Origin of the sequence: Sphingomonas sp. UV9 (assembly GCF_004101245.1) — a bacterium.
In the GTDB taxonomy this organism is placed as follows: domain Bacteria; phylum Pseudomonadota; class Alphaproteobacteria; order Sphingomonadales; family Sphingomonadaceae; genus Sphingomonas.
Genome location: NZ_SCIN01000004.1, coordinates 1 through 22,767 on the forward strand (window position 1 = coordinate 1; position 22,767 = coordinate 22,767).

Consider the following 22,767-nt stretch of genomic DNA (forward strand, 5'->3'; position numbering starts at 1 on the left):
CGTCCGCACAGCCGGACCGTCGCGGGGTGGAGCAGCCCGGTAGCTCGTCAGGCTCATAACCTGAAGGTCACAGGTTCAAATCCTGTCCCCGCAACCAATTCCAATACATCACCACAACCGCAAATCCCCGTAGCAACAGCTCCGGGGACTTTATGCGTTCCGGCGGCGGCCGGACTTGCCCTCCATTGTGCCGAACATACGCACCCGAGCTATTCCCCACGCCCCCACTTATCGCACCAAAATGCGCGCGGCCCGTTTGCAAATTGGGAAATATGGGCTTTGCGTCCGATCGGACCGAGACTGCACGGTGCCCGAAGACAGGGCTTATCATGACCCAGCATCGTAGTTTTGCGCGCATGGCGGGGGTTCTAACGGTCGGGATGGGCGCGCTGTCGCGGTCCGCGTGCGTCACCCGCCGGCGAAGATCGCGATCTCGCTGGAGGGCTATGGCTTCCAGCCGTCGCAGTCGCAATGCGTCGGCGATCGGCTCGAGGCGAACCTGTCGCTCGGGCAGCTCCAGCAGCTGGGTCGTGCCGCCAAGGCCTCGCGCGACGGCGACACGACGACGGACCGCCTGACCGTGAGCGATTTCATCCGCGTGTCGGGGCAGGTCAAGGATCCCAAGCGGGCGATACGGTCGTATCGAACACCCGCGACTTCGGGGCGCAAGCCTAGAGCTATGTGGAAATTTGGACGCCGCGGATCATCGCCGCGCTGATCATCCTGGCGATCGGCTGGACGATCGCCCGCGCCGTGAAGTGAGGCGTCGCCAAGCTCGTCAACAAGACGCCGCTCGCGATCCACGCCAACGAGCCCAACGCTAACCCGCGCAACCCGTCAATGATCGGCGCGCAGGTCGGCGATGCCGCCTATTGGGTGGTTCTGCTGATCACGCCGTTCCTCGCCACGCAGCCACTGGGCCTTGCCGGCGCGACCGGCCCGCTCGGCGACATGCTGCAGGGCTTATGTCGGGCAGTGCCGCGGATCATCGGCGCGGCGCTGATCTTCTTCCTGGGCTATGTGCTCGCCAAGGTCGCCAAGAAGGCGGTCATCACGGCCAGCCATGTCGAGCGCTTCTCGACGCACGTCGGTGCCACCAAGCCGACCGATCCGACCATGCTGCCCCGGACCATCGGTGGCATCGTGTTCGCGCTGATCATCATCCCGGTGTCGATCGCGGCACTCGACACGCTGACCATCGCGGCGATCTCGCAGTCTGCAACCGCCATGCTGCGCATCATCCTCTCGGCAGCCAAGAGAACCGCCAGCTCGGCACGACCGGTCCCTCGTTCGTGCCGTCCAAGGCCGTCGGCACCGGCGCATTTGTCGCGATCCCGATCTTCGGCCTGATCGAAGCCTTCCGCCAGCTGAACTTCGCCTATGACTCGCAGATCATTCCGGCGTGCTGACGCTGTTCGGGCAGGTCGTGTTCGGTGCGATCATCATCTTCGCATCGGTCGTCATCGCGCGTTTCGTGGCCCACGCCATCGAGCGTAACGGCGACCAGGGCACGCGCGTCGCCGCGCCCGTCGTGCGGATCGCGATCATCGTGCTCGGCACGGCGATCGGCCGGCCCTTCATGGGTCCGGCCGACGACATCATCAACTTGGCGTTCGGGTTGTTGCTCGGAGCGATCGCGGTCGCCTCGGCGCTGGCGTTCGGCCTGGGCGGTCGCGACGCCGCCGGCAATGCCGTCAAGCGCAGGCTCGATGGCATCAAGCCAAACGAGGACACCGCCACGAGGCGTTCGCCCGGTGAAGGTCTGGGTGAGCAGCAAGGCGAAGAAACGACGGCAGATTCGATGAACCGTCCGCAATCGGGATCTTTCGAGGATCGTAACGACGTCCACGACGTTACCGAAACGCCTCGTTTCTACTTCTTCATCTTTGATCACTCTGTTCAACCCATTATCAACCAAGGAGACTTTTTATGAACACCGACACCCTCGCAGGCGCAGCAACCGATTTCGGCGGCAAGGCCAAGGAAACGCTCGGCACCGCGACTGGTGACCAGTCGCTCAAGAGCGAAGGCGTTGCGGATCAGTTGAGCGGCACCGTCCAGAAGACCGTCGGCCAAGCCAAGGACGTCGTCGAGGAGAACATCCGTCCGCTCGTCGACTATGTGCGCCAGTTCTCGAAGGAGCGCCCGTTGGCCGCAGCAGCGGTTGCCGGCGTCCTCGGCATCGCGCTGATCAACACGCTCCGCGGCAAGTAAGCCGTACGGGCTAGGCCCTAAGGGGCGGCGGATGGCCACGGCCTCCGCTGCCCCTGATTTCGAGGATCAGAGACGCACGTCGAGGCGTCCTGTACGAGGCACAAGAGGATGACCGAAGCGTCACAGTTTCGCGCCGTTGCAGGATCAGCGCGGCGCCCCCGTCCGATCGCCACCGCGCGCCGTCTGGCAGCCGAGACGATCGGGACTTTCTGGCTGGTCCTCGGGGGTTGCGGCGCCGTGCTTCTGGCAGCCGGCGCTAGCGTTCCCGGTTCCATCGGGTTGGTCGGCGTCTCGCTCGCCTTCGGACTCACCGTTTTCACGATGGCGCTTGCCGTCGGCTTCATTTCCGGTGAACATTTCAATCCCGCGGTCAGCCTGGGCGTGACGATCGCCGGCCGGTTTCCCGTGCGCGATCTGCCGGGCTATGTCCTGGCGCAACTCGTCGGCGGGATTCTCGCCAGCGCGGCGCTTGCGGCCCTCGCGTCCGGCACGGCCGGGTTCGACCTGGTCGCCAGCGGCTTCGCGGCTAACGGCTATGGTGCCAATTCGCCGGGCGGCTTCAGCGCCGCGGCCGCGTTTGTCGCCGAAGCGATCCTGACGGCCGGTTTCCTGATCGTCATTCTCGGCGCCACCGACGTGCGCTCTCCGGCGGCGTTCGCGCCACTGTCGATCGGCCTCGCGCTGACGCTCATCCACCTGATTTCGATTCCGATCGGCGATACCCCGGTCGAGTTGTTTGTCGGCGACCATCGCACCCCCGCGGAGGTTCGCACGCAGGGAGGCCGCGCATGATCGATCATAGCGATCACAGCGATTACGATGCGGAGTTCGACGCAGCCCATCACGAGTCCCGTTCCGATGAGGAATGGGAAGGCGTGTGGAATATGGAGGAGCGCAATCGCGACGCGATGCGCAAGATCGAGCTCGGCTTGGTCGTCGTCGCGGCCGCCGCCGCACTGGTCGTCGTGCGTGGCGGCTGGTTGCGCCTGTCGTCGCGGCCGAGCCACATCGTCCCGTCCGCGGCCGATATCCACGTCAAGCCGCCCCCACCACGCTGACCCCGGATACGGCTCGCCGAGTGTGGGCCGTATCGTCGACATAAAAGAAAGGGCGGTTGCCGGCATCGCTGCCGGCAACCGCCCTTCGATCATGCAGGACCTGTCGGGCAGATCCCATCACGATGGTCCGATCAGGCGGCGTCGCGCTCCGCCTGATGATCCTCGATCCGGACCTCGGTATCGCGCGCGCGATCGTTCGCCGCGGCACCCGAGATCTCGATCCGGCGCGGCTTCATCGCCTCGGGGATCTCGCGCTTCAGGGCGATCCGCAACAGCCCGTTGTCGAAGCTCGCCATCTGCACCTGGACGAAATCGGCCAGCTGGAAACGCCGCTCGAACGCGCGCGTCGCGATCCCGCGGTGAACGAAGCGACCTTCGTCGCGGTCGTCCGGCTTGCGCCCGCTGACCGTCAGCTGGTTGTTCTGCGCGACGATCTCGATGTCGTCGGGACGGAACCCGGCAACCGCGAGCGTGATCTGATAGCTGTCCTCGCTCTCGCGTTCGATATCGAAGGGCGGATAGCCATCGACCGTCTCGGTCCGCGCGGTCGCCTCCAGCAGGTCGAACAACCGGTCGAAACCGACGGTGGAGCGACGATAGGGCGTGAAATCGAAGTTCGTCCTCATATCCAAATCCTCCTCATGAGCAATCTGAGCACGAGGAACACCGGGAGAGCCGGTGCCCTCAGTCACCGGACCGATCAACGCGTCCGGCGATTGCAAAAATAATTTTCGGCGTCCGAGCGTCAAGATTTTCGCGTGAAATTTTTTCTGTCGTGGCGGGTGTTGGATTGATGGAAAGGGTTGAGAAGCCGACCACGATACGGTTCAGTCGATCCGTTGCGCGATCAACGCCGCTTCTCGCGAACAGAGTGCGGGCGCCGGTTTTGGTGTCGTCGGATTTCGACGGAGCGCATCCATTTCGACGCGCGCGGCAGCGAGATCGGCCTTGAACGCCGTAACGTCACGCTCTGCGGTCAGCGTGGCCGATGCGGAGAGGCGCCCGGCCTCGACCGCGCTCGCATTATGGACGCCGCAGACCAGGCGACTTTCGCCGAACGCGCGGCCGCGTGCCAGGATCGGCGTGGCGCGGTCGGGGGCGAGTTCGGCGAGCAACGTCGCCCAGGTCCAGCCCGCCGTGGTGTGCCCCGACGGATAGTCATAGCTGTCCGCGACCTCTGCAGCGGGCTGGCAGGTCGCGCCCTGGTCGATCAGGAACGGGCGCTGGCGCTTGTAGAAATTCTTGGCGATCCCGGTGCCGCGTGCGGTGTCCGACGAAGCGCGAGCGATCAGCATGGCGGTGCGCGGCGCCATTTGCGGAGTCAGCACGATGCCCACCGCACAGCTGTAATCACGCATCATATCGACGGGTGCGAGCTTCACGTCGTTGGTCGCCATCGCCCAGCGCGCAGTGCCGGCAAACGCCCGCGTCGCCCTGAAAACCGCACGGTCGGCGGTTGCGCGCGGATCGCCGGGCCGCGGCGCAGGCGGCAAGACGGCGAGTACGTCGAAGGCGCCGGGGGCGAGATACCCCGATCGAGCCTCTGTCCTCTCGACCCGCGCCAAGGCTGCACCGCCGCCAAGGCATAGCGCGGTTAGCGTTGCGGCAAGAACCGCGTTCGCGCTGCTCGGGCGCGGCATCACGCGGTCGCCGCCGTCTGCGTCAAGCGGTTGCGCCAGTTGGCGACGTGCGCGAACGCGAGCATCAGGCTGCCGCTGACGGACAACATGGTCTCGAGTGCCGCGCGGCCACCGAAAACGATCCCGAGCGTCATCAGCACGAGTCCACTGGCGCCCAGTATCACCGGGGGGATGGCGTGGTGCACGCGCCACCCGCCGATCAACGCCAGCGCGCTCGTCGGGACCGCGAAGGCGAGGACGGCGACGTGGAATGTCTCGCCCGGATCGAACCATGTCGCGAGCGCCGGCAACGCCGCGAGCAGTAACGGCAGCGCCAGGCAATGCACCATGCAGACCACCGATGCGCAGACCGCCAGGCTGTCGAGCATGTCGCCACCAGGGGCAGGCCGCGGGCTCGAGCCTGTAGGTTCGTCAGGGTGTCGCATCATGGAATCTCCTTGGGCCTCGCGGCGTGACCTGAACGTGCCTCGCGGCTTGACCCGAACCGCGATCGATGACAGCAGCACGGCGATGATACATCATATCATGATTCGCAAGGTGTAAATGTGGATACGATGAAACCGAACGCTTCTCCCAATGACGGTGCCGGCGGGATGACGACCGATAGTCGGCTGCCCGTGACCGTGCTGTCTGGGTTTCTCGGTGCCGGCAAGACGACGGTGCTCAACCATATCCTCGCCAACCGCGAGGGGCGGCGCGTGGCGGTGATCGTCAACGACATGTCCGAAGTGAACATCGACGCCGATCTCGTCCGCGGGGGCGATGCCGCCTTCGCGCACAGCGAAGAGACGCTGGTCGAGATGTCGAACGGCTGCATCTGCTGCACGTTGCGCGACGATCTGCTCGCAGAAGTCCGCACGCTGGCGGAGGCGGGGCGGTTCGACCAGTTGGTGATCGAAAGCACCGGCATCTCAGAGCCCCTGCCGGTCGCGACGACCTTCTCGTTCCGCGACGAGGACGGCGTGTCGCTGGGCGACGTCGCGCGGCTCGATACGATGGTCACGGTGGTCGATGCGCTCAATCTGTTGAAGGACTATTCGAGCCGGGATTTTCTTGCCGATCGCGGGCAGTCGCTCGGGGACGAGGATACCCGCAGTCTGGTCGGCCTGCTGGTCGAGCAGATCGAATTCGCCGATGTCGTGGTCGTCAACAAGGCAAGCGCGGTGTCGGCCGAGCAACTCGCGGTGGTCAAGAAGCTGGTCGCCTCGCTTAACGCCGACGCGCGGATCGTCACCTGCGACCAGGGGCGCGTGCCGCTTTCTGCAATTCTCGATACCTGGCTGTTCGACGAGGAGAAGGCGGCGCGCCATCCGCTCTGGGCCAAGGAACTCTACGGGTACGCGCATCACCAGCCCGAGACCGAGGAATACGGTATCGAAAGCTTCGTCTACCGCGCACGCGCGCCGTTCCATCCGGTCCGCCTCCATGATTTCCTCGTCGATGGCGGGCTGGATCACGTCGTCCGTGCGAAAGGCCATTTCTGGCTGGCGACACGCCCTGACTGGGTTGGCGAACTGGCTGTTGCCGGAAGCGAGACCACGACGTCGCGAATGGGCCGCTGGTGGGCGACGGTGCCGAAGACGCAATGGCCGGTCGATGACCGGTTCGAGCGGTTCGTCGCGGCGCATTGGGATCAGATCTGGGGTGATCGGCGCCAGGAACTCGTGTTCATCGGGATCGGCATGGACGAAGCGGTGATCCGCGCGCGGCTCGACGCCTGCCTGATGCCGGTCTGCGTCTATACGCCCGAGATGTGGAAGGGCTTGCGCGATCCGTTTCCGGCCTGGGGCGAGCAGGTGCTGGAGGCGGCGGAATGAGTGCGGCACGCGCGATGCGCGAGGATGCGTTGTGGGACGGGGCGGTTGCGATCAGCGACGATCAGGCGGTTCTCCAGCGGATACTGGATCCCGAGGTGCATCTTGCGATCTGCCGGCATCGGGACGTGCCCAGCCTCGATGGGCTCGACTGGGACGCGATTGCGGATATCGACCAGGACGTGCCGGTCGTGGCACTGGCATCGGCGATTCCCGAGGCGCTGACGTCGGCCGGCTACCGCGATGCCATCGCGCTGGCCGACGCGATCGTCCCGCTCGCCTCGTCGTTCGCCACTCTGATGGCGTGCGACGAGCTTCGTATCCGGCTCGACGTGATCGAGACCGACGCGTGTCGAAAATTCCACGCCGATCAGGTGACCGTGCGGTTGCTTATGCCGTTGGTCGGTCCCGGTACCCAGTGGGCATATGCGAACACCCAGGGGCAGATCCCCGAAGGCCAGTTGCGGATAGGCGACGTCGGGCTGTTCAAAGGACGGGTCTGGGCGGAGGAGCCGATCATTCTCCACCGCTCGCCGCCGATCGGCGCGACGGGGATTACGCGCGTGCTGCTCGTGATCGACCCAGGCTTCGCCGCCGCCTCGCGTCCTTGATTGTTACGGGGCACGCGGTCCCGCCTGCGCTGAATTGTTGCTCCGGTCGCGGTCTGGCAGCGTGTGATCGGGGTCGAGTTCCGCCCGTGTCACGGTCCCCCGCGGCACCGGGATCGCGGTCGCCGGCTGTCGGATCCACGTCTCGGCGGGCAACCGCAGGTCGGTCTTGCGACCATCGGCATAGCTCACCCGCAGCGTCACCGGCATCACGAGCCGATCGCGCGATTCCACGGTCACCAGCGGCGTGCCGTCCTTCGCGGCCGAAATCCCCGCCACCGCCAGGTCCATTTGCCAGTTGTTCGCATACCAACCCCGCCACCACCACGACAGGTCCTCGCCCGCATCGCTCTCCATCGCCCGGAAGAAGTCGGCGGGTTTGGGATGTTTGAATGCCCAGGCGGCGGTGAACTTGCGGAAAGCGGGGTCGAAACGGTCAGGTCCCAGGATCTGCTCGCGCAACAGAACGAGGCCGAGCGCGGATTTGAAATAGGTCACCGGATGGCGCCACTTTTCGATCACGGTATCCGATCGCGACAGGATCGGCGGGGCGTCGGGATCCGCCAGCACTGGCAGTATCTCGTCGACCGGATTGCCACCGCCTGGTGCGTACTCGCTGTCGCGCTTGGGGGCGTATTCGCCGCGGTTGAATTCGTCCGACTGATAGGTGTCGATGAAGGTGTTGAAGCCCTCGTCCATCCACGCGTGGCGGCGCTCGTCGAAGCCGACGATCATCGGGAACCAGCTATGCCCGATCTCGTGCGCCGTGATCCAGAACAGCTCCTTGCCCTTGTCCTCGATGCCGTCGAACACGATGCCCGGATATTCCATTCCTGACGCGGGGCCTGCGACGTTGACCGCGGCGGGCCATGGATAAGCGAACCACTTCGCCGAGAACCGCTCGACCGAATCCTTCAGATATTCGGTCGAGCGACCCCAGCGATCCTGCCCCTGTGATTCCGCCGGGTAGAAGGACATCGCCAGCGACGACTTGCCACCCGGCAGATTGATTCGCGCCGCATCCCAGGCAAACGCGCGCGAGGCGCTGAACGCGACGTCGCGCGTATCCTCCATCCGGTAATGCCAGGTCAGCGTGCCGCCCCGCTTCGGCCGTGTCGCCGGGTCGGCGATTTCGCCGGGCGCGCGGATGATCACGGTCGCGTCGCTCGTCCGCGCCTTGGCCAGCCGCGCGACCTGCGTCGGCGTCAGGACCTCGGTGGGATTCTGCAATTCGCCCGATCCCGCCACCAGCATGTCCGACGGCAGCGTCAGCCAGTAATCGAAGTCGCCATATTCCAGGTAGAATTCCTGCGCGAGATACGGCGCCGTGTCCCATCCGCGCAGGTCGTCGTACACCGCCATTCGCGGATACCATTGTGCGATCGAGAAGATGTCACCGCCATTCTTCGACGTCAGCCACCCGGTCCGCCCGCCGAACGCCTCGGACGGCACGGTGTAACGATAGCGGATCCGGATCACAGCTTTCGCCCCCGCTGCCAACGGTGTCGCGAGCCGCAGTTGCGCGCGCGTGTCGGAGATCAGCGGGATCACCGTCGCACTCCGCCCGCCGCTCTCGACCGAGACGGTCTCCAGCGTCATGCCGTCGGTATTGCCCCGCGGCGCACCGCCCCGCGAGTCCGCGCCGCGTGATCCGGCACGATACAGGTTTTGATCGAGCTGGAGCCAAAGCATGTCCAACACGTCGGGGCTGGCATTGGTGTAATGGATATCGACGCTGCCGGTGATCGTCTTGGCCGCCGGATCCAGTGTCGCGCGAATCTGATAGTCGGCGCGGTTCTGCCAGTAATCGGGACCCGGCAAGCCGCTCGCCGCGCGCACGCGCCCCGCCGGTTGGCCCATGTCGAACGGCGCAAACGTCTCGCCCGGTCGATAACGCGTCCCGCCGGTCTGCGCGCCAGCGGATGTGACCAGGGCGACGATCATCGCCGACGCCACTGCTGCTACATACGTTCTGATCGTTCATCCCCTGGTTCACTGGCGGGCAACCGTCCGCAGGCGGGCACGATCGATCCAGGATGGGAGATTGTATCGCCCGGTTGCCCCGCGCAAGGCAAACCTCGACCCGCCGCCAGGCAAACCTCGACCCGCCGCCAGGCAAACCTCGCCCCGCTGCCAGGCAAACCTCGCCCGGCCGCCATTCGAACCCGATCGCGGTTCGGCGATACGAAGAACCGTCGCGCTGCTAAATCACAGCGTGTCGATGACCCCGCCGTCGACGCGCACCGCTGCGCCCGTGGTCGCCGAAGCGAGCGGCGACGCGAGGTAGACGACCATGTTCGCAACCTCCTCGACGGTTGCTGCGCGGCGAAGGATCGAGCTCGCGCGGTGCGCCTGGACGAAGGCCGCCGCGACATCCTCGATCGGCTTCCCCGTCTTGGCGCGTTCGGCTTCCAGCATCGCTGCAACGCCTTCGGACAGCGTCGGGCCAGGCAGCACGGAGTTCACGGTGACGCCGGTGCCAGCCATCCGCTTGGCGAGTCCGCGGGCAAGCGCCACGTCGGCGGTCTTGCTGACACCGTAGTGGATCATCTCCACGGGTATGTTGAACGCGGATTCGGACGCGAGCAGCAGGAAGCGACCCCAGCCGTTCGCTTCCATGCCCGGCAAATAGGCGCGGGCGAGCCGAACACCCGCCATGACGTTGATCTGCCAGTGCCGATCCCAGGTCGCGTCGTCGACGTCGAAGAAATCGGCCGGTTCGAAGATGCCGAGATTGCTGACGACGATATCCGCCTGCGGCTCGGCGGCAACCAGCGTATCATGGCCCGCGACGTTGCCGAGGTCGGCCGCGACCCCGCGTGCGCTGCCGCCGATCCGCGCGACGGCGGCATCGACCTTGGCGGACGTGCGGCCGTTGACGATGACGGTGGCGCCGGCACGCGCGAGCCCCTGCGCGATGGCGAAACCGATGCCCTCGGTGGAGCCGGTGACGAGTGCCGTCTTGCCGGTGAGATCGATGTTCATGAAAATCAGTGTCCTAATAGCAGACTGAGAGGGAGCGTGTCCGCCATAGCTGCGTTGCCGGCGTCGCCGGGATGGAGGTGATCGCCACTGTCGTAGGCGCGGGCGAGACGATCGGGGCGTTTCGGATCGCGGAGCACATGGTCGAAATCGACGACGGCGTCGAAAGTGCCGGAACGGCGGATCCATTCGTTGATCCGGCCGCGCAGTGCGTCCTTCGCCACGCTGTAATAGGTGGCGTGGAGTGGCGTACCGGGCAGCGCGTCGGCGAACGGTGGCAAGGTCGTCCCGATCACCCGCACCTTCGAGGCATGCGCGCTGGCGACGATCGCGCGATATCCCTCGACCAGCGCTGCGAAATCGACCGGGCGTCCCTGCGGGTCGAACGGTGTGCCCGGCCAGGCGATGTCGTTGATCCCCAGCGCGACCACGATGGTGCCGATGCCGGGTTGTGCGAGCGCGTCGCGGTGGAGCCGGGCGAGCGCGTTGGCGCCCATGCCGTCGCTGAGAAGCCGGGCGCCGGAAATGCCCGCATTGACGACCGCAATTCCCGCTGGCGCCGCGCGTTTCGCCAGATGATCGGGCCAGCGCGTGTCCGCATCCAGCGTCGCGCCGGCGCCGTCGGTGATCGAATCGCCGACGACGACCACGGTCCGGTTCGCACGCGCCGCATCGACAAGCACCGCTGCCAGCACCAGCCGAGCGGTGGTCGTGGCTCCGACGGGCGGATCGGCGGCGGCGATCTGGTCGGCGGCTAGGACATAGCCGGTGCGCCTGCCGTCCCAGTGAAAGCCGCGGATATCCGGCGCGTGTGCAAAGCGGATCGTGATGGCGAGGTTTTCCCCTGCTTTCACGGGAATCGCCGACAGGTCGCTGGTGATCGTCGCGCCCGGGGCGATCGTCACGCTTGCGCGGGTGCCGAAGCGGATGGCGCGGTCGCGTACGGGGTCGATACGGCTACCGCCGCGCGAGGGTGCCGCATGGACTGCCGCGATCGTGAGCGGCCGGGTGCCATAGGCATTGGACAGGACCAAGCGGATTGCGCGGCCGCCGATCCCGAGCCGCACCACCTGCCGCAGCGATCGATCGCCAAGTTGCGCGGGGATGTTGGTCGGGAACAGGAAGTCCTCGCCCCAGACCGGTTGCTGGCTCGCGGTCCATGCCGGCACGGTACGGGCCGGACCAGGCGGCATCATCAGGGCTGCGGCAACGAGGAGGCTCATGCTGGAACTTTCCCAAGGCGGCGTTCGCGGACGGCGACGAAGGCGACGGCAATCGCGGCCAGCGGGAACAGTGCGGCGGTCCAGGTGATCGCCGCCAAGCCGATCCGGGCAAGCGCGATACCCCCGATCCAGGCGCCGATCGCGTTGCCGAGGTTGAAGGCGGCGATGTTGACGCTGGAGGCAAGGCTTTCCCCTGCACCGCGCGCGTTCGACATGACCCAGAGCTGGAGCGGCGCGACGGTCGCGAACGCGGCGAAGCCAAGCGCCGCGACACCGACCAGCGCACCCGTCTTGGTCGCCAGCAACGGTCCCATCGCCAGCAAGACGCCGAGGAGCGCGATCAGGCTGGCGAACACCGCGGGTATCAGCGCATGATCCGCCATCCGGCCGCCGGTCAGGTTGCCGAGCACCAGACCCCCGCCGAACAGCAGCAGGATCGGCGAGATCGCGTCGGCGGCAAAACCCGCGCGCTCGATCAGCAATGGTGCGATATAGGTGAACACCGCGAACACGCCTGCATAACCGAGCACCGTCGTCGCCAAGCCAAGCAGCACCGGCCGCTGGCCGAGTACGCGCAGATCACGGCGCCAGTCGGCGTCTGCTTGGGCCTCCCGGTCGGCAGGGACGGCGGCGGCGATCACGGCGAACGCCACGACGCCGATGACCGATACCGCCCAGAAGGTCGCACGCCAGCCAGCCTGCTGACCCAGCCACGTCCCCATCGGCACGCCGAGGATGTTCGCGACGGTCAGGCCCGTGAACATGATCGCGATGGCCGACGCTTTGCGCTCGGGCGGCACCAACTGCGTCGCGACCACCGAGCCGACGCCGAAGAATGTACCGTGCGCCAGCGCCGCCATCACGCGCGCCGCCATCAACAGGCCATAGCTCGGCGCCAGGGCACACGCGATGTTGCCGATCACGAAGATCGCCATCAGCGCGAGCAGAAGCTGTTTGCGGGGCCAGCGCGCGGTCGCGACGGTCAGGATCGGTGCGCCGACGACGACGCCGAGTGCATAGCCGGAGATCAGCAGGCCGGCTGCGCTGACGGACACGTGAAGGTCCGAACCAACTTCGAGCAGCAAGCCCATGATGACGAATTCGGTGACGCCGATGCCAAAGGCACCAGCGGTGAGCGCAAGCAGCGCAAGGGGAGGGGGGGATCGTGTCATGTCCATGGTTATGGCACCAGCGGCATTGATGAATTAGACGGAACCGGGGAACATCACCTGTGAACTTGGGGAATAGTCGTGACCAAGGAGCCTAACCGCGCCGCCGAGATGGCGGTCTTCGTCCGGGTCGTCGAGGCAGGAGACTTTTCCGGCGCAGCCCGCGCGTTGGGGCTTAGTCCATCAGCGGTGAGCAAGCTGGTCGCGCGGCTTGAGGCACGGCTCGGCACGCGTCTGCTACGACGCTCGACGAGGCGGCTGGCGTTGACGGCAGAGGGCGAGGCATTCCATGTCCGGGCCGTCGCTATCCTCGCCGAGATCGAGGCTGCGGAGCGCGAGGCAGGGGGCGCGCGAAGACCGGCGGGGCGGGTGCGGATCGCGAGCAGCGCCTCCTATGTCGCCCACGTGCTCGCGCCGCTTTTACCCGACTTCCTGGCGCGCTACCCCGAAATCGCCATCGATATCGTACAGAGCGACGCGATCAGCGATCTGCTCGCCGATCGCACCGATCTGGCGATCCGCGCCGGGCCGCTCGCGGATTCCGGTCTCATCGCCCGCCCGCTCGGCGAGACTCCACTGATCGTCGCGGCCGCACCCGCATGGATCGCGCGCCACGGACTGCCGATCACGCTCGACGACCTTGCCGGCCATGACCTGCTGGGCTTTTCCTACCCGCGGGCGGCAGGGACCTGGCTTCGGTCGTCGCGCGATTCCGCCTCGGCGACGCCAGCCCGGGTGCGCGTGAACGATGGCGAAGGCATTCGCCAACTGGCGCTCGCGGGCGTGGCACCCGCGCGGCTGGCGGGGTTCACGATCCGGGACGATCTGGCGGCCGGGCGGCTGGTCCCGCTGCTTGTCGATCGTTTGCCGCCCGCCAGCGAGCCGTTCCACGCGATCTATGTCGGCCGGTCGGACACGTTGCCCCAGCGCGTCCGGGTCGTGCTCGACGCCCTCTCTCTGCACGGCGGCGTGGTGTGATGCCGATCGTACGCTGCCCCTATTCGCCGACGCCTATTGCGTGTCGTTTCGCGGTGCCTGAAACGCCGCGCTCAGGCTGTCGATCGAATAGGGTTTGCGCAGGAGCGTGAACTCGCCTGCCCCCTCTCGCGACAGGATCTCGCTATAGCCGCTGGTCAGGACCACGGGTAGCGACGGCCGGCGGCGGCGTATCTCGCGGGCGAGTTCGATACCGTTCATGCCCGGCATCATCACGTCCGAAAACACGAAATCGAAGGTGTCGTGTTCGCGGTCCAGCTGGGCCAGAGCCTCGGCTGCATTGCGCGCGAGGACGACGTCATGGCCGAGATCGTGAAGCGCGCCCGTCGCGAACGCACCGACTTCCGGATTGTCCTCGACCACCAGGATCCTGATACTCTTACTGTCGCTCTCGCCGGCCAGGGTCTCGACGCTTTCGGCGATCCCCTCGGTCCGCTCGCGGGGAAGGAAGAGCGTGAAGGTCGCACCGTTGCCCGGTTCGCTGGCGACGGTCACTTCGCCGCCCGACTGCTTCACGAAGCCGAAGACCTGCGACAGGCCGAGGCCGGTGCCATGGCCTACGTCCTTGGAGGTGAAGAAGGGTTCGAAGATATGCTCGATATGCTCGGGCGGGATGCCCGCGCCGGTATCCGCGATCGAGATGCCAATAAAGTCGCCGTGGCGTTCCTCGTGCCCGCGGACCGGCGGGATGACGCTCCGCGGCTCGACCGTAATCGTCAGCCGCCCTTGCTGACCCATCGCATCGCGCGCGTTGACGGCCATGTTCACGATCGCCGTCTCGAACTGGCTGACATCGGTGTTCGCGAGGCACACGGCGTCGGGCAGGCAGAGGTCCACCTCGATCAATGCGCCTGATAGCATCTCCATCATCTCGTTGAGGCTTCGGATGGTGCTGCCCACGTCGAACACGCGGGGGGTCAGCGACGATCGTCTGGCGAAGGCGAGAAGCTGGCTGGTGAGTCTGGTCGCCCGGTCGGCGGTCTGCGAGATCGCGTCGATATACCGATCGCGGCGGCTCTCGCTCAGCCCCGGCTTCTTGAGTAGATCGGTGGACCCGCGGATGACGGTCAACAGGTTATTGAAATCATGCGCGATGCCACCGGTCAGCTGGCCGAGGGTCTCCATCTTCTGCGCTTGGCGAAGGGCATCATGCGCGCGGGTCAGGTCTTCGGTGCGTTCCGTGACCCGTCGTTCCAGCGTGGTGTTGATATCCTGGACCGCGGAGAACAGCCGCGCATTGTCGATCGCGATCGCGGCCTGTGCGGCGATGCCGACGATAAGCCGCTCATGGCGTTCGCCGAACCGATGCGTTTTGGAATGACCGAACAACAGGCCGCCCAGCACCTCTCCCGATCGCGACACGACCGGCACGGCGAGGTAACTGCGGACCGGCAAATGGCCCGGCGGCATGCCGGCATAGGGTGCGTTGCGCCCATAGCGGGGGTCGGCGAGGATATCGTCGGACCGGATGACGCCCTCGTTGCGAAACGTCGGGCCGAAGACGGCGGTCGCGCGCGGGCGACCGAGCGCCTCGAAATCCGCATGCCGCGCGCCGGACAGCGTGAAGAGGTGAAGGCGTTCGCCCGTCTCGTCCATCAGGTTGTGGAAATACGCGCCGAATTGCGCCCCGGTCAGCTTTACCGCCGCGTCGGTCACCATCTGTACGAGCGGCTCGAGATCCAGTTCGGCGGTCAACGCGACGCCGGTCTGGTTCAGGGTCTCGAGCGTATGCGTCTCGGCACGTAGATCGTCCTCCATGCGGACGGTTCTGGTGACGTCGATGACGACCGCGATCACCCCGGCCGGCCTGCCGTCGGCATCCGGTACCGCGGAATAATTCAGATCGAAGAACAGGTCTTCGGGCGGCCCTGCACGGTACAGCGTCATCGGCTGGCGGGAATAGGTCAGCGTTTGCCCGGTCAGGCAGGTGCGCAGGACGCTTTCGTTGAATGCGGCCGCTTCGGGCCACGCATCTTGGACGGGGCGTCCGAGTATCTCGGGGTGGCTTCGACCGGCGATCTCGGCATACCGATCATTGTAGAGCAACAGGCCCTCGGGGCCCCATAGCAGCGCCATTGGCAGCGGCGATCGCAGCACGATCCCGGTCGCGGCCCGAAGGTAGGGCGGCCATGTCTCGATCGAGCCGATCGACGAGTCCGACCAGTCATGTTCGGCGATCAGGCGCCCCAGTTCGCCGTCGCAATCCAGAAACGCCGGAATCTCGCCCACGTCGTTCGACCCTCGTGCTTGTCCCGCATCGTCTGTCGGTGCGACAGCCGCTCGCCCTGCCGGATAGCGCCAAGTATCGGCCGCGTCGCTTCCATTTATGGTCAGCGCGCACTCACTTAGAGAAGGACAAGCATAAGCGGAGGCCCATCCTCTTCGGGCGGCCTGCTTGATGCGCAGAATTTGCTGTATGCCCGCCCCAACAAGACGGGTTCCGCTGACGCGAAAATGGTCCCCTATGGGGGACAAAAACGGGCACTCAGATCATCGGATAATTTCGGTCAGTCGTCAGTGATGTACGCATCGACGCTGAATTATGCGGCCTTGAGATTCCCACGAGTCCAAGTACCGCCGTTCAGCCCCTCGCGTCGCGCAAAGCTTCCAATGCCGCCAGCTCGACCGGGTCGTCAACTGCAAGAGCCTCTTCAAGATAGTAGCCATAAGATATGTTGCGCACCACCTCTTGCGCCTCACCACTATATTCTTTTGCAATGATCGGGAACGCGTTCACGAGCTCACGGAGAAATCCCTTGTCCATCTCTTGAAGATGGCTAGCCAAGGCTTCCATCATCTTCACGGCGGTGTCAGGGTTGAGTTCCTCTTCGCCGGTCAGTTCGAGGAACACGGCATACTCCGCGATAATTTCTGCAACCTGCATAGCGATCATGGCTTCACGACCTTTACCTGGATGTTGGTGCTGCTCATCTGCTTGAGCAGTTTCAGTGCCTTGATTTTCTCGACAGGCGTGGGGACCTCCCACGTCCCGATCGGACGGTGGTGTGCGAATACCTCCGACTGCCGCAAAATCTGGGCCCGCGAGCGAGGCCTGTTCACGACAGCCCATTTTCGGTCGATCATATACCCGTCAGAAGCCAACGCGAAAACGCGTTCCGCTTACTGCTGCCCGATGACTGGACCATGCCGTCCCCGCTAATTATTGCGGAGAGAAAAACTGAGCAACATTATCGTACAAGGCAAGCGGCGCGCACTGATGCGCAGCCTAGTCGGCTGCAACACGCGATGCTTATAGAAATGGTGCCCCACAGGGGCTAAAGCTGGGCACCCGGATTGTTGGACAATTCACATCGAACGCCACTCATCCAAAGTTCGCGGCACCGGGATCGCGTGATCTTCAGATCGTTCTCACCCCGGCGCCCTCGCGTTCAATCCCTCGCATCGCGCAGCGCTTCCAACTCGGCCAACCTCACCGGATCGTCGGCGGCGAGCGCTTCTTCGAGATAGAAACCATACGCGATATTGCGCACCACCTCTTGCGCTTCACCGCTATAATCGGCAGCGATAACAGCGAAGGCGTCGACCAACTCGCGGAGGAAACCCTTGTCCAGTGCTTCAAGCTGGGCGCCGAGTACTTCCATCATCTCAACAGCGGCATCAGGATCCAGCACATCTTCATCTGTCAGGTCCGCAAAAATCACAAACCGAGCAATGATGCGGGCGACCTGTATGGCTATCATGGCTTGACCGCTCTGACTTTGATGTTGTGACGTTCATCTTCTTCAGTAGTTTTACCGCTTTGGCCTTCTGGACTTGGGTGGGAACCTCCCACGTGCCGATAAGTCGATGTTGCGCCAACACCTGAGATTGTCGCAATAGCTGTGCTCGCGCATGCGGCGCGTCCCTTACGCCCCACTTCCGATCAATAACGTATTCGCCTTGTATGCCGTCGAACTTGACCGGTCGCTTCGAGCCGTCCGGCATCGTCCGCATCAGCGTCGGCGCCTGACCAGGGCGCGCGCCAGTCGCTGAGTCATTATAGGCTTTCCAAGGTTCGTCGGACTTGATCGTCTCTTTTGCCCAACCGATTTGCGGCGGATCAAAGGTCGGGCGCGGCCTCGCCATGCGAAGGCGGCGCAATGCGGAAACCCTGGCGAGCGCTGCCCCCGGCGTGGCTGCCAATGCGGCGTTTGCTGCGACCGCCCCCGTAGCGCGACCAATATCGCGCGCCGAGGCGTTGGCGACGGCCTCCGCTGCGCGCGAAACCTGGATACGAGCTGGCGTGTCCTCGGCGGCGATCGCGGTATCGATCATGCCTGCAATCCCGCGGCCAGCAGCTTACCGGTTCGCAGCCAGTGCGAGAACCCTGACTTGTGTCCGCCGTTCGCTGTCTGAACCATGCTGCTTCCCCTACCCACTCGTGCAGCAAGAACATCTGATCAAGAAAATCCAACATCGCAAGCAGCAATACTTCGTTAGCACGAAATCGTAGAACAAGCGCCCGCGGAAAACTCACCTCATCAGAAACGTAGCGGTTACCAAGACTTCGCGAGTGCGGCTGGACCCAATAGCGGGGGGCCGCCCGGTTTATCGATGTTTTTGCCAAATGAACCGAATGGCTGCCTGCATTGCGGACATGCTGTCGAGATCCCAGTCGGGACAATCGTCAATGGGCGCGCGCCAGCGTGAAGCATGGATGGGCATCCACACAGAGGGGCGTGGGTCCAGCTCGGGAAAGCAGGGACGAAGGGCTTGAGATTGAAATATGGATCGGGGCGGTGACACGCCGGGGTATTACCAGAGCCGTTTCGCCGCAGAAAATGCCGCGCCTTGGTCGATCTATGAGGGATCGAATGGGCCCCCCAACCGCGGGGGGACCCTGGTGCCCGGAAGAGGACTCGAACCTCCACGACCTTGCGATCGCCAGCACCTGAAGCTGGTGCGTCTACCAATTCCGCCATCCGGGCACGGGGTAGGAGGGCGCCTCTAGGGGAGGGTCCTGATGCTTGTCAACACGCCTCTTGCTGGGGCAAGGGGTTATTCGCGAATGGGCATGCAAACAAAGTGGACGGACGGGCGATGAACGACAAACTGGTGACGTTGATCGGGGGCGGCGGTTTCGTCGGCCGCTATGTCGCACAGGCGCTGCTGGCGTCGGGCGCACGCGTCCGCATCGCGCAGCGCGATCCGCGGCAGGCCTTTTTCCTGAAACCGCTCGGCGGGCTCGGCCAGACGCAGTTCGTCGGTGCCGACGTCACCAAGCCCGAGACGATCGCGCATGCGGTCCAAGGCTCCGACGTGGTGGTCAATCTGGTCGGCGTGCTCGCGGGCGATTTCCAGCGCATCCAGGCGCTCGGTGCGCAGACGGTCGCAGAGGCCGCGGCGAAGGCGGGCGTGGGCGCGCTGGTGCATGTCTCGGCGATCGGTGCCGACCCCGAGTCCGCGTCGGCCTATGGCAAGTCGAAGGGGCAGGGCGAGGCTGCGGTGCTGAACGCGTTCCCGACCGCCACCATCCTGCGGCCGTCGATCGTGTTCGGCCAGGAAGACCAGTTCGTGAACCGCTTCGCCGGCATGATCGTCAAGGCGCCCGTGGTGCCGGTGCTGCGCGCAGGGGCCAAGTTCCAGCCGGTGTTCGTCGGCAACGTCGCCGATGCGATCGTTGCGGCTGCGTCGGCGCCCGAGACGTTCGGCGGGCAGACGCTGGAGCTCGGCGGGCCCGACATCATCACGATGGGCAATCTGATCCGCTGGATCGCCAAGACGATCGGCCGCAATCCGTCGATCGTCGAGCTTCCCGACTTTGCCGGCGCAATGATAGCTAGGGCCGGCTTCCTGCCGGGCGCGCCGATCACCAAGGATCAGTGGACGATGCTGCAGAGCGACAATGTCGTCACCGGCACCGACGGGCTGGCGGCATTCGGGATCGAGGCGACGCCGCTGTCGACGGTCGCGCCGGGCTGGCTGGTGCGCTTTCGCAAGGCCGGGCGGTTCGGTCGTCGCGCCGAAACGCGTGCGGATACGAGGACGGCCTGACTTTTTCGCGCTAAAGGCGTGCTGACTCACCGATCCTGACCTTCCGCGCCGGAGCCCCGCTTGACCGAACTTCTCACCGTCATCCTCCTCGGCATCGTCGAGGGGATCACCGAATTCCTGCCCGTGTCGTCGACCGGACATCTGATCCTCGCGACGCGGCTGCTCGGCTATGATGCAGGGCGCTGGGAGGTGTTCAATGTCGTGATCCAGCTCGGCGCGATCCTCGCGATCGTCGTGCTGTACTGGCGGACGTTCTGGGCGGTGGGCATGGGGCTGATCCGCCGTGAGCCGAAGTCGTGGCTGTTCCTGCGTAATCTGATTGTCGCGTTCATTCCGGCCGCCGTGATCGGGTTGGCGCTGCATAAATATATCGAGGCGTTGCTCGGCAACGCCGAGGTCGTCGCGATCGCGCTGATCGTTGGCGGCTTCGCGATCCTCGCGGTCGAACGGTTCGCGCCCCGCAGCGATATCAGCGGCGTTGCGGATATTCCGTTGAAGACGGTGATTGGCATCGGCTTCCTTCAGTGCCTGGCGATGGTGCCTGGGGTCAGCCGGTCGGGCGCGACCATTCTCGGCGCGCTGGCGCTGGGCGTCGAGCGGCGTACTGCGGCGGAGTTCAGCTTTTTCCTCGCGATTCCGACGATGCTCGGTGCGAGCGGGCTCGAACTGCTGAAGAACCGCGAGGCGATCGCAAGCGGTGGCGGCGTCGGACTGGGCGCGATCGCGATCGGCGCCGCGGTGTCGTTCATCGTCGCGTTGCTGGTGGTGAAGTGGTTCGTCGGCATCGTCACCAAGCACGGCTTCGTGCCCTTCGCCCTGTACCGCGTCGTGGCAGGCTCTGCCGCATTGATCTGGCTGCTTAGCAAGTAGGACCGTTTCGGAAACAATAACGGTTGATGCGATCCGCTCTCAAATACTGAAGCGAATAATTCGCTTTTCTAGGTCAGCACAACTTACCTAAATGCGGTTTTAGCCGTGACAAGCCTCCCGCAGCGCAATAACGCGGCTGTCGGAGGCATGTATGGCGAACGATTCGATGCTAAAGTTTGTCGGCACGGAGCAATCGTACCCGGCAAAGCGCACCGCGGACGAGCGGCAGGAGGATTTCCGCGAGATCGCGCAGCGATACGCGGTCGAGCCCGCCGAGGAGCAGGCCGGACGCTGTTCGCAGTGCGGCGTGCCTTACTGCTCGGTCCATTGCCCGTTGCACAACCATATCCCCGATTGGCTCCGCCTCACCGCGGAAGGCCGGCTGCGCGAGGCGTATGAGCTGAGCAACGCGACCTCGACCATGCCCGAAATCTGCGGCCGGATTTGTCCGCAGGACCGGCTGTGCGAAGGCAATTGCGTCATCGAATTCAGCGGGCACGGCGCGGTCACGATCGGATCGGTCGAGAAATTCATCACCGACACCGCCTGGGAAAATGGCTGGGTCGAGCCGCTGGTCCCCGGCAAATCGCGCGGCCAGTCGGTCGGCGTGATCGGCGCGGGGCCGGCAGGGCTAACCGCGGCGGAATATATGCGCGGGCATGGCTATGACGTGCATGTCTATGACCGCTACGACCGCGCGGGCGGGCTGCTCACCTACGGCATCCCCGGCTTCAAGCTGGAGAAGCCGATCGTCATGCGGCGCGTCGAGCGGCTGAAGGCGGCGGGCATCGTGTTTCACGAAGGCTTCGCGGTCGGCGACGATGCGAGCCTCGACGAGCTGCGCCAGCGCCATGACGCGATCCTGATCGCGACCGGCGTCTACAAGGCACGCGCGATGGACCTGCCGGGTGGCGGATCCAATGGCGTGGTCGCGGCGCTCGACTTCCTCGTCGCGTCGAACCGCAAGGGCTTCGGCGACGCGGTCCCCGCATTCGACGACGGGAGTCTCAACGCCGAGGGCAAGGACGTCGTCGTGATCGGCGGCGGCGACACCGCGATGGACTGCGTGCGTACCGCGATCCGCCAGGGTGCGAAATCGGTGAAGTGCCTGTACCGCCGCGACCGCGCGAACATGCCCGGATCGCAGCGCGAAGTCGCCAATGCCGAGGAGGAGGGCGTCGAGTTCGTCTGGCTTTCGGGGCCGCAGAGCTTCGACGGCGGCGATAGCGTGTCGAGCGTGAAGGTGCGGAAAATGCGGCTCGGCGCGCCCGATGCGAGCGGCCGCCGCGCGCCCGAACCCGATCCGGCGGGCGATTATACGGTCGACGCCGATCTGGTGATCAAGGCGCTGGGCTTCGATGCCGAGGACCTGCCGACCTTGTTCGCGACGCCCGAGCTTGGGGTGAGCCGCTGGGGCACCGTGCTGGTCGACGGCAAGACGCTGATGACCAGCCTCGACGGCGTGTTCGCGGCGGGCGACATCGTCCGCGGTGCGAGCCTGGTCGTGTGGGCGATCCGCGACGGGCGCGACGTCGCGGCGACGATGCACAAATGGCTGAAGACCAAGGCCGCGAGCGCGAAGGTGGCGGCATGATGCGCCGGTATCTCGCCGCGGCCGCGCTCGCGCTGACTGCGCCGTCGGTCTTCGCGCAGACCGCGCCGGCGCCCGCCGCGCCCGCTGTCGCGCCACCCTCCGCCACGATCGATCCGGGCCGGATCGCCGCGGCACGCGAGCTGATCGACCTGCTCATGCCGCCTGCGTCGCGCGCGCAGATGGTGGAAGGCATGATGACGCCGATGCTCGTCAATATGCGGCGGGGGATGGCGCAAAACCCTGTATTCGCGGCGGCGATGAACGGCGATCCGCGCGTGAAGACGCTGTTCGACGCGTTCATGCAGCGTCAGCAGGAGCGGACGATGACGCTGTTGCGCGCCAGCCTGCCCGGCATGTCGGATGCGATGACCCGCGCCTATGCCCGTCGCTTCGACGTCACGCAGATGCGCGAGATCAAGGCGTTCTTCATGACGCCGACCGGCCGCATCTACATGCAGCAGGCGGCCACGATCATGGCCGATCCCGATATCGGTGCCTGGCAGCGGACGATGATGACCGATTCGATGGGCAAGGTGCAGGACGACGTCGCGGACTTCGCCAAGCAGGTCGCCGCGCTCGAACCGAAGAAGAAGTGACGATGACTG

At 65.3% G+C, this 22,767-nt stretch carries 23 protein-coding genes, 2 tRNA genes and 1 pseudogene; 14 read left to right on the forward strand and 12 right to left on the reverse strand.

Going from position 1 to position 22,767, the window contains the following annotated elements:
- Positions 1 to 20 precede the first annotated feature (20 nt).
- The 7 genes and pseudogenes from EQZ23_RS17015 to EQZ23_RS17050 all read left to right on the forward strand — a co-directional run bounded on the left by EQZ23_RS17015 (position 21) and on the right by EQZ23_RS17050 (position 3,272).
- Positions 21 to 97: transfer RNA gene (locus EQZ23_RS17015), tRNA-Met, on the forward strand.
- Positions 98 to 403: 306 nt separating this feature from the next.
- The gene (locus tag EQZ23_RS17020; protein ID WP_128455664.1) at positions 404 to 718 is read left to right on the forward strand and encodes a hypothetical protein; all 315 of its coding nucleotides are present in this window, start codon (positions 404 to 406) and stop codon (positions 716 to 718) included.
- A 56-nt stretch (positions 719 to 774) separates the two neighbouring features.
- Positions 775 to 1,350 (forward strand): annotated as a pseudogene (locus EQZ23_RS17030) (mechanosensitive ion channel); the annotation flags it as partial.
- 52 nt (positions 1,351 to 1,402) lie between these two features.
- Positions 1,403 to 1,933, forward strand: a complete 531-nt coding sequence (locus EQZ23_RS17035) for a mechanosensitive ion channel (RefSeq protein WP_128455666.1) — start codon at positions 1,403 to 1,405, stop codon at positions 1,931 to 1,933.
- Positions 1,930 to 2,214, forward strand: a complete 285-nt coding sequence (locus EQZ23_RS17040; protein ID WP_128455667.1) for a CsbD family protein — start codon at positions 1,930 to 1,932, stop codon at positions 2,212 to 2,214. Before EQZ23_RS17035 ends, EQZ23_RS17040 begins: the two co-directional genes overlap by 4 nt.
- 108 nt (positions 2,215 to 2,322) lie before the next feature.
- Positions 2,323 to 3,006, forward strand: a complete 684-nt coding sequence (locus EQZ23_RS17045; RefSeq protein WP_128455668.1) for an aquaporin — start codon at positions 2,323 to 2,325, stop codon at positions 3,004 to 3,006.
- Entirely contained in the window at positions 3,003 to 3,272 is a 270-nt protein-coding gene (locus EQZ23_RS17050; protein ID WP_128455669.1) for a hypothetical protein, read from the forward strand. Before EQZ23_RS17045 ends, EQZ23_RS17050 begins: the two co-directional genes overlap by 4 nt.
- A 131-nt stretch (positions 3,273 to 3,403) precedes the next feature.
- On the opposite strand, the gene EQZ23_RS17055 is transcribed toward EQZ23_RS17050, so the two are convergent.
- The 3 genes from EQZ23_RS17055 to EQZ23_RS17065 all read right to left on the reverse strand — a co-directional run bounded on the left by EQZ23_RS17055 (position 3,404) and on the right by EQZ23_RS17065 (position 5,340).
- Positions 3,404 to 3,898, reverse strand: coding sequence for an Hsp20 family protein (locus tag EQZ23_RS17055; RefSeq protein WP_128455670.1), 495 nt, complete (start codon positions 3,896 to 3,898; stop codon positions 3,404 to 3,406).
- 201 nt (positions 3,899 to 4,099) lie between these two features.
- Entirely contained in the window at positions 4,100 to 4,912 is an 813-nt protein-coding gene (locus EQZ23_RS17060; RefSeq protein WP_128455671.1) for a phosphatase PAP2 family protein, read from the reverse strand.
- A complete protein-coding gene (locus tag EQZ23_RS17065; protein ID WP_240663652.1) occupies positions 4,912 to 5,340 on the reverse strand; it encodes a MerC domain-containing protein in 429 nt (142 codons plus the stop codon). Before EQZ23_RS17065 ends, EQZ23_RS17060 begins: the two co-directional genes overlap by 1 nt.
- A gap of 165 nt (positions 5,341 to 5,505) precedes the next feature.
- Here EQZ23_RS17065 and EQZ23_RS17070 point away from each other — a divergent pair, with 165 nt between their 5' ends.
- Both EQZ23_RS17070 and EQZ23_RS17075 read left to right on the forward strand, forming a co-directional pair.
- Positions 5,506 to 6,729: a GTP-binding protein gene (locus EQZ23_RS17070; RefSeq protein ID WP_206364314.1), complete on the forward strand. Its 1,224-nt coding sequence runs from the start codon at positions 5,506 to 5,508 to the stop codon at positions 6,727 to 6,729.
- Complete coding sequence (locus tag EQZ23_RS17075; RefSeq protein ID WP_128455672.1) at positions 6,726 to 7,337, forward strand: DUF1826 domain-containing protein; 612 nt, start codon at positions 6,726 to 6,728, stop codon at positions 7,335 to 7,337. The genes EQZ23_RS17070 and EQZ23_RS17075 overlap by 4 nt, the downstream gene beginning before the upstream one ends.
- Positions 7,338 to 7,340: 3 nt before the next feature.
- Here the strand turns inward: EQZ23_RS17075 and EQZ23_RS17080 are convergent, their stop codons facing one another.
- The 4 genes from EQZ23_RS17080 to EQZ23_RS17095 form a co-directional block, all read right to left on the reverse strand.
- On the reverse strand, positions 7,341 to 9,278 hold the full coding sequence (locus EQZ23_RS17080) for a M1 family metallopeptidase (RefSeq protein WP_128455673.1): 1,938 nt from the start codon (positions 9,276 to 9,278) through the stop codon (positions 7,341 to 7,343).
- Positions 9,279 to 9,542: 264 nt separating this feature from the next.
- Complete coding sequence (locus tag EQZ23_RS17085) at positions 9,543 to 10,319, reverse strand: SDR family oxidoreductase (RefSeq protein WP_128455674.1); 777 nt, start codon at positions 10,317 to 10,319, stop codon at positions 9,543 to 9,545.
- A 5-nt stretch (positions 10,320 to 10,324) separates the two neighbouring features.
- The gene (locus EQZ23_RS17090; RefSeq protein ID WP_206364305.1) at positions 10,325 to 11,539 is read right to left on the reverse strand and encodes an SGNH/GDSL hydrolase family protein; all 1,215 of its coding nucleotides are present in this window, start codon (positions 11,537 to 11,539) and stop codon (positions 10,325 to 10,327) included.
- Positions 11,536 to 12,711, reverse strand: coding sequence for an MFS transporter (locus EQZ23_RS17095; RefSeq protein WP_128455675.1), 1,176 nt, complete (start codon positions 12,709 to 12,711; stop codon positions 11,536 to 11,538). Before EQZ23_RS17095 ends, EQZ23_RS17090 begins: the two co-directional genes overlap by 4 nt.
- A 78-nt stretch (positions 12,712 to 12,789) precedes the next feature.
- On the opposite strand from EQZ23_RS17095, the gene EQZ23_RS17100 reads away from it, so the two are divergent.
- Positions 12,790 to 13,686 (forward strand): LysR family transcriptional regulator, encoded by an 897-nt coding sequence (locus tag EQZ23_RS17100; RefSeq protein ID WP_206364306.1) that lies wholly within the window; start codon positions 12,790 to 12,792, stop codon positions 13,684 to 13,686.
- A gap of 33 nt (positions 13,687 to 13,719) precedes the next feature.
- Here the strand turns inward: EQZ23_RS17100 and EQZ23_RS17105 are convergent, their stop codons facing one another.
- From EQZ23_RS17105 to EQZ23_RS17125, 5 genes are all read right to left on the reverse strand, one after another.
- Positions 13,720 to 15,933, reverse strand: coding sequence for an ATP-binding protein (locus tag EQZ23_RS17105; RefSeq protein ID WP_240663653.1), 2,214 nt, complete (start codon positions 15,931 to 15,933; stop codon positions 13,720 to 13,722).
- Positions 15,934 to 16,285: 352 nt separating this feature from the next.
- A complete protein-coding gene (locus EQZ23_RS17110; RefSeq protein WP_128455676.1) occupies positions 16,286 to 16,597 on the reverse strand; it encodes a hypothetical protein in 312 nt (103 codons plus the stop codon).
- 496 nt (positions 16,598 to 17,093) lie between these two features.
- The gene (locus EQZ23_RS17115; RefSeq protein WP_240663654.1) at positions 17,094 to 17,366 is read right to left on the reverse strand and encodes a hypothetical protein; all 273 of its coding nucleotides are present in this window, start codon (positions 17,364 to 17,366) and stop codon (positions 17,094 to 17,096) included.
- Complete coding sequence (locus EQZ23_RS17120; protein ID WP_128455678.1) at positions 17,341 to 17,979, reverse strand: hypothetical protein; 639 nt, start codon at positions 17,977 to 17,979, stop codon at positions 17,341 to 17,343. The genes EQZ23_RS17115 and EQZ23_RS17120 overlap by 26 nt, the downstream gene beginning before the upstream one ends.
- A 566-nt stretch (positions 17,980 to 18,545) precedes the next feature.
- Positions 18,546 to 18,632: transfer RNA gene (locus tag EQZ23_RS17125), tRNA-Leu, on the reverse strand.
- Positions 18,633 to 18,744: 112 nt separating this feature from the next.
- Here EQZ23_RS17125 and EQZ23_RS17130 point away from each other — a divergent pair.
- The 4 genes from EQZ23_RS17130 (at position 18,745) to EQZ23_RS17145 (ending at position 22,758) form a co-directional block, all read left to right on the forward strand.
- A complete protein-coding gene (locus EQZ23_RS17130; RefSeq protein WP_128455679.1) occupies positions 18,745 to 19,698 on the forward strand; it encodes a complex I NDUFA9 subunit family protein in 954 nt (317 codons plus the stop codon).
- A gap of 60 nt (positions 19,699 to 19,758) precedes the next feature.
- Positions 19,759 to 20,568, forward strand: a complete 810-nt coding sequence (locus EQZ23_RS17135) for an undecaprenyl-diphosphate phosphatase (RefSeq protein WP_128455680.1) — start codon at positions 19,759 to 19,761, stop codon at positions 20,566 to 20,568.
- A gap of 151 nt (positions 20,569 to 20,719) precedes the next feature.
- A complete protein-coding gene (locus EQZ23_RS17140; RefSeq protein WP_128455681.1) occupies positions 20,720 to 22,162 on the forward strand; it encodes an NAD(P)-dependent oxidoreductase in 1,443 nt (480 codons plus the stop codon).
- Positions 22,120 to 22,758 (forward strand): DUF2059 domain-containing protein, encoded by a 639-nt coding sequence (locus EQZ23_RS17145; RefSeq protein WP_128455682.1) that lies wholly within the window; start codon positions 22,120 to 22,122, stop codon positions 22,756 to 22,758. Before EQZ23_RS17140 ends, EQZ23_RS17145 begins: the two co-directional genes overlap by 43 nt.
- The last annotated feature ends 9 nt before the right edge of the window (positions 22,759 to 22,767 follow it).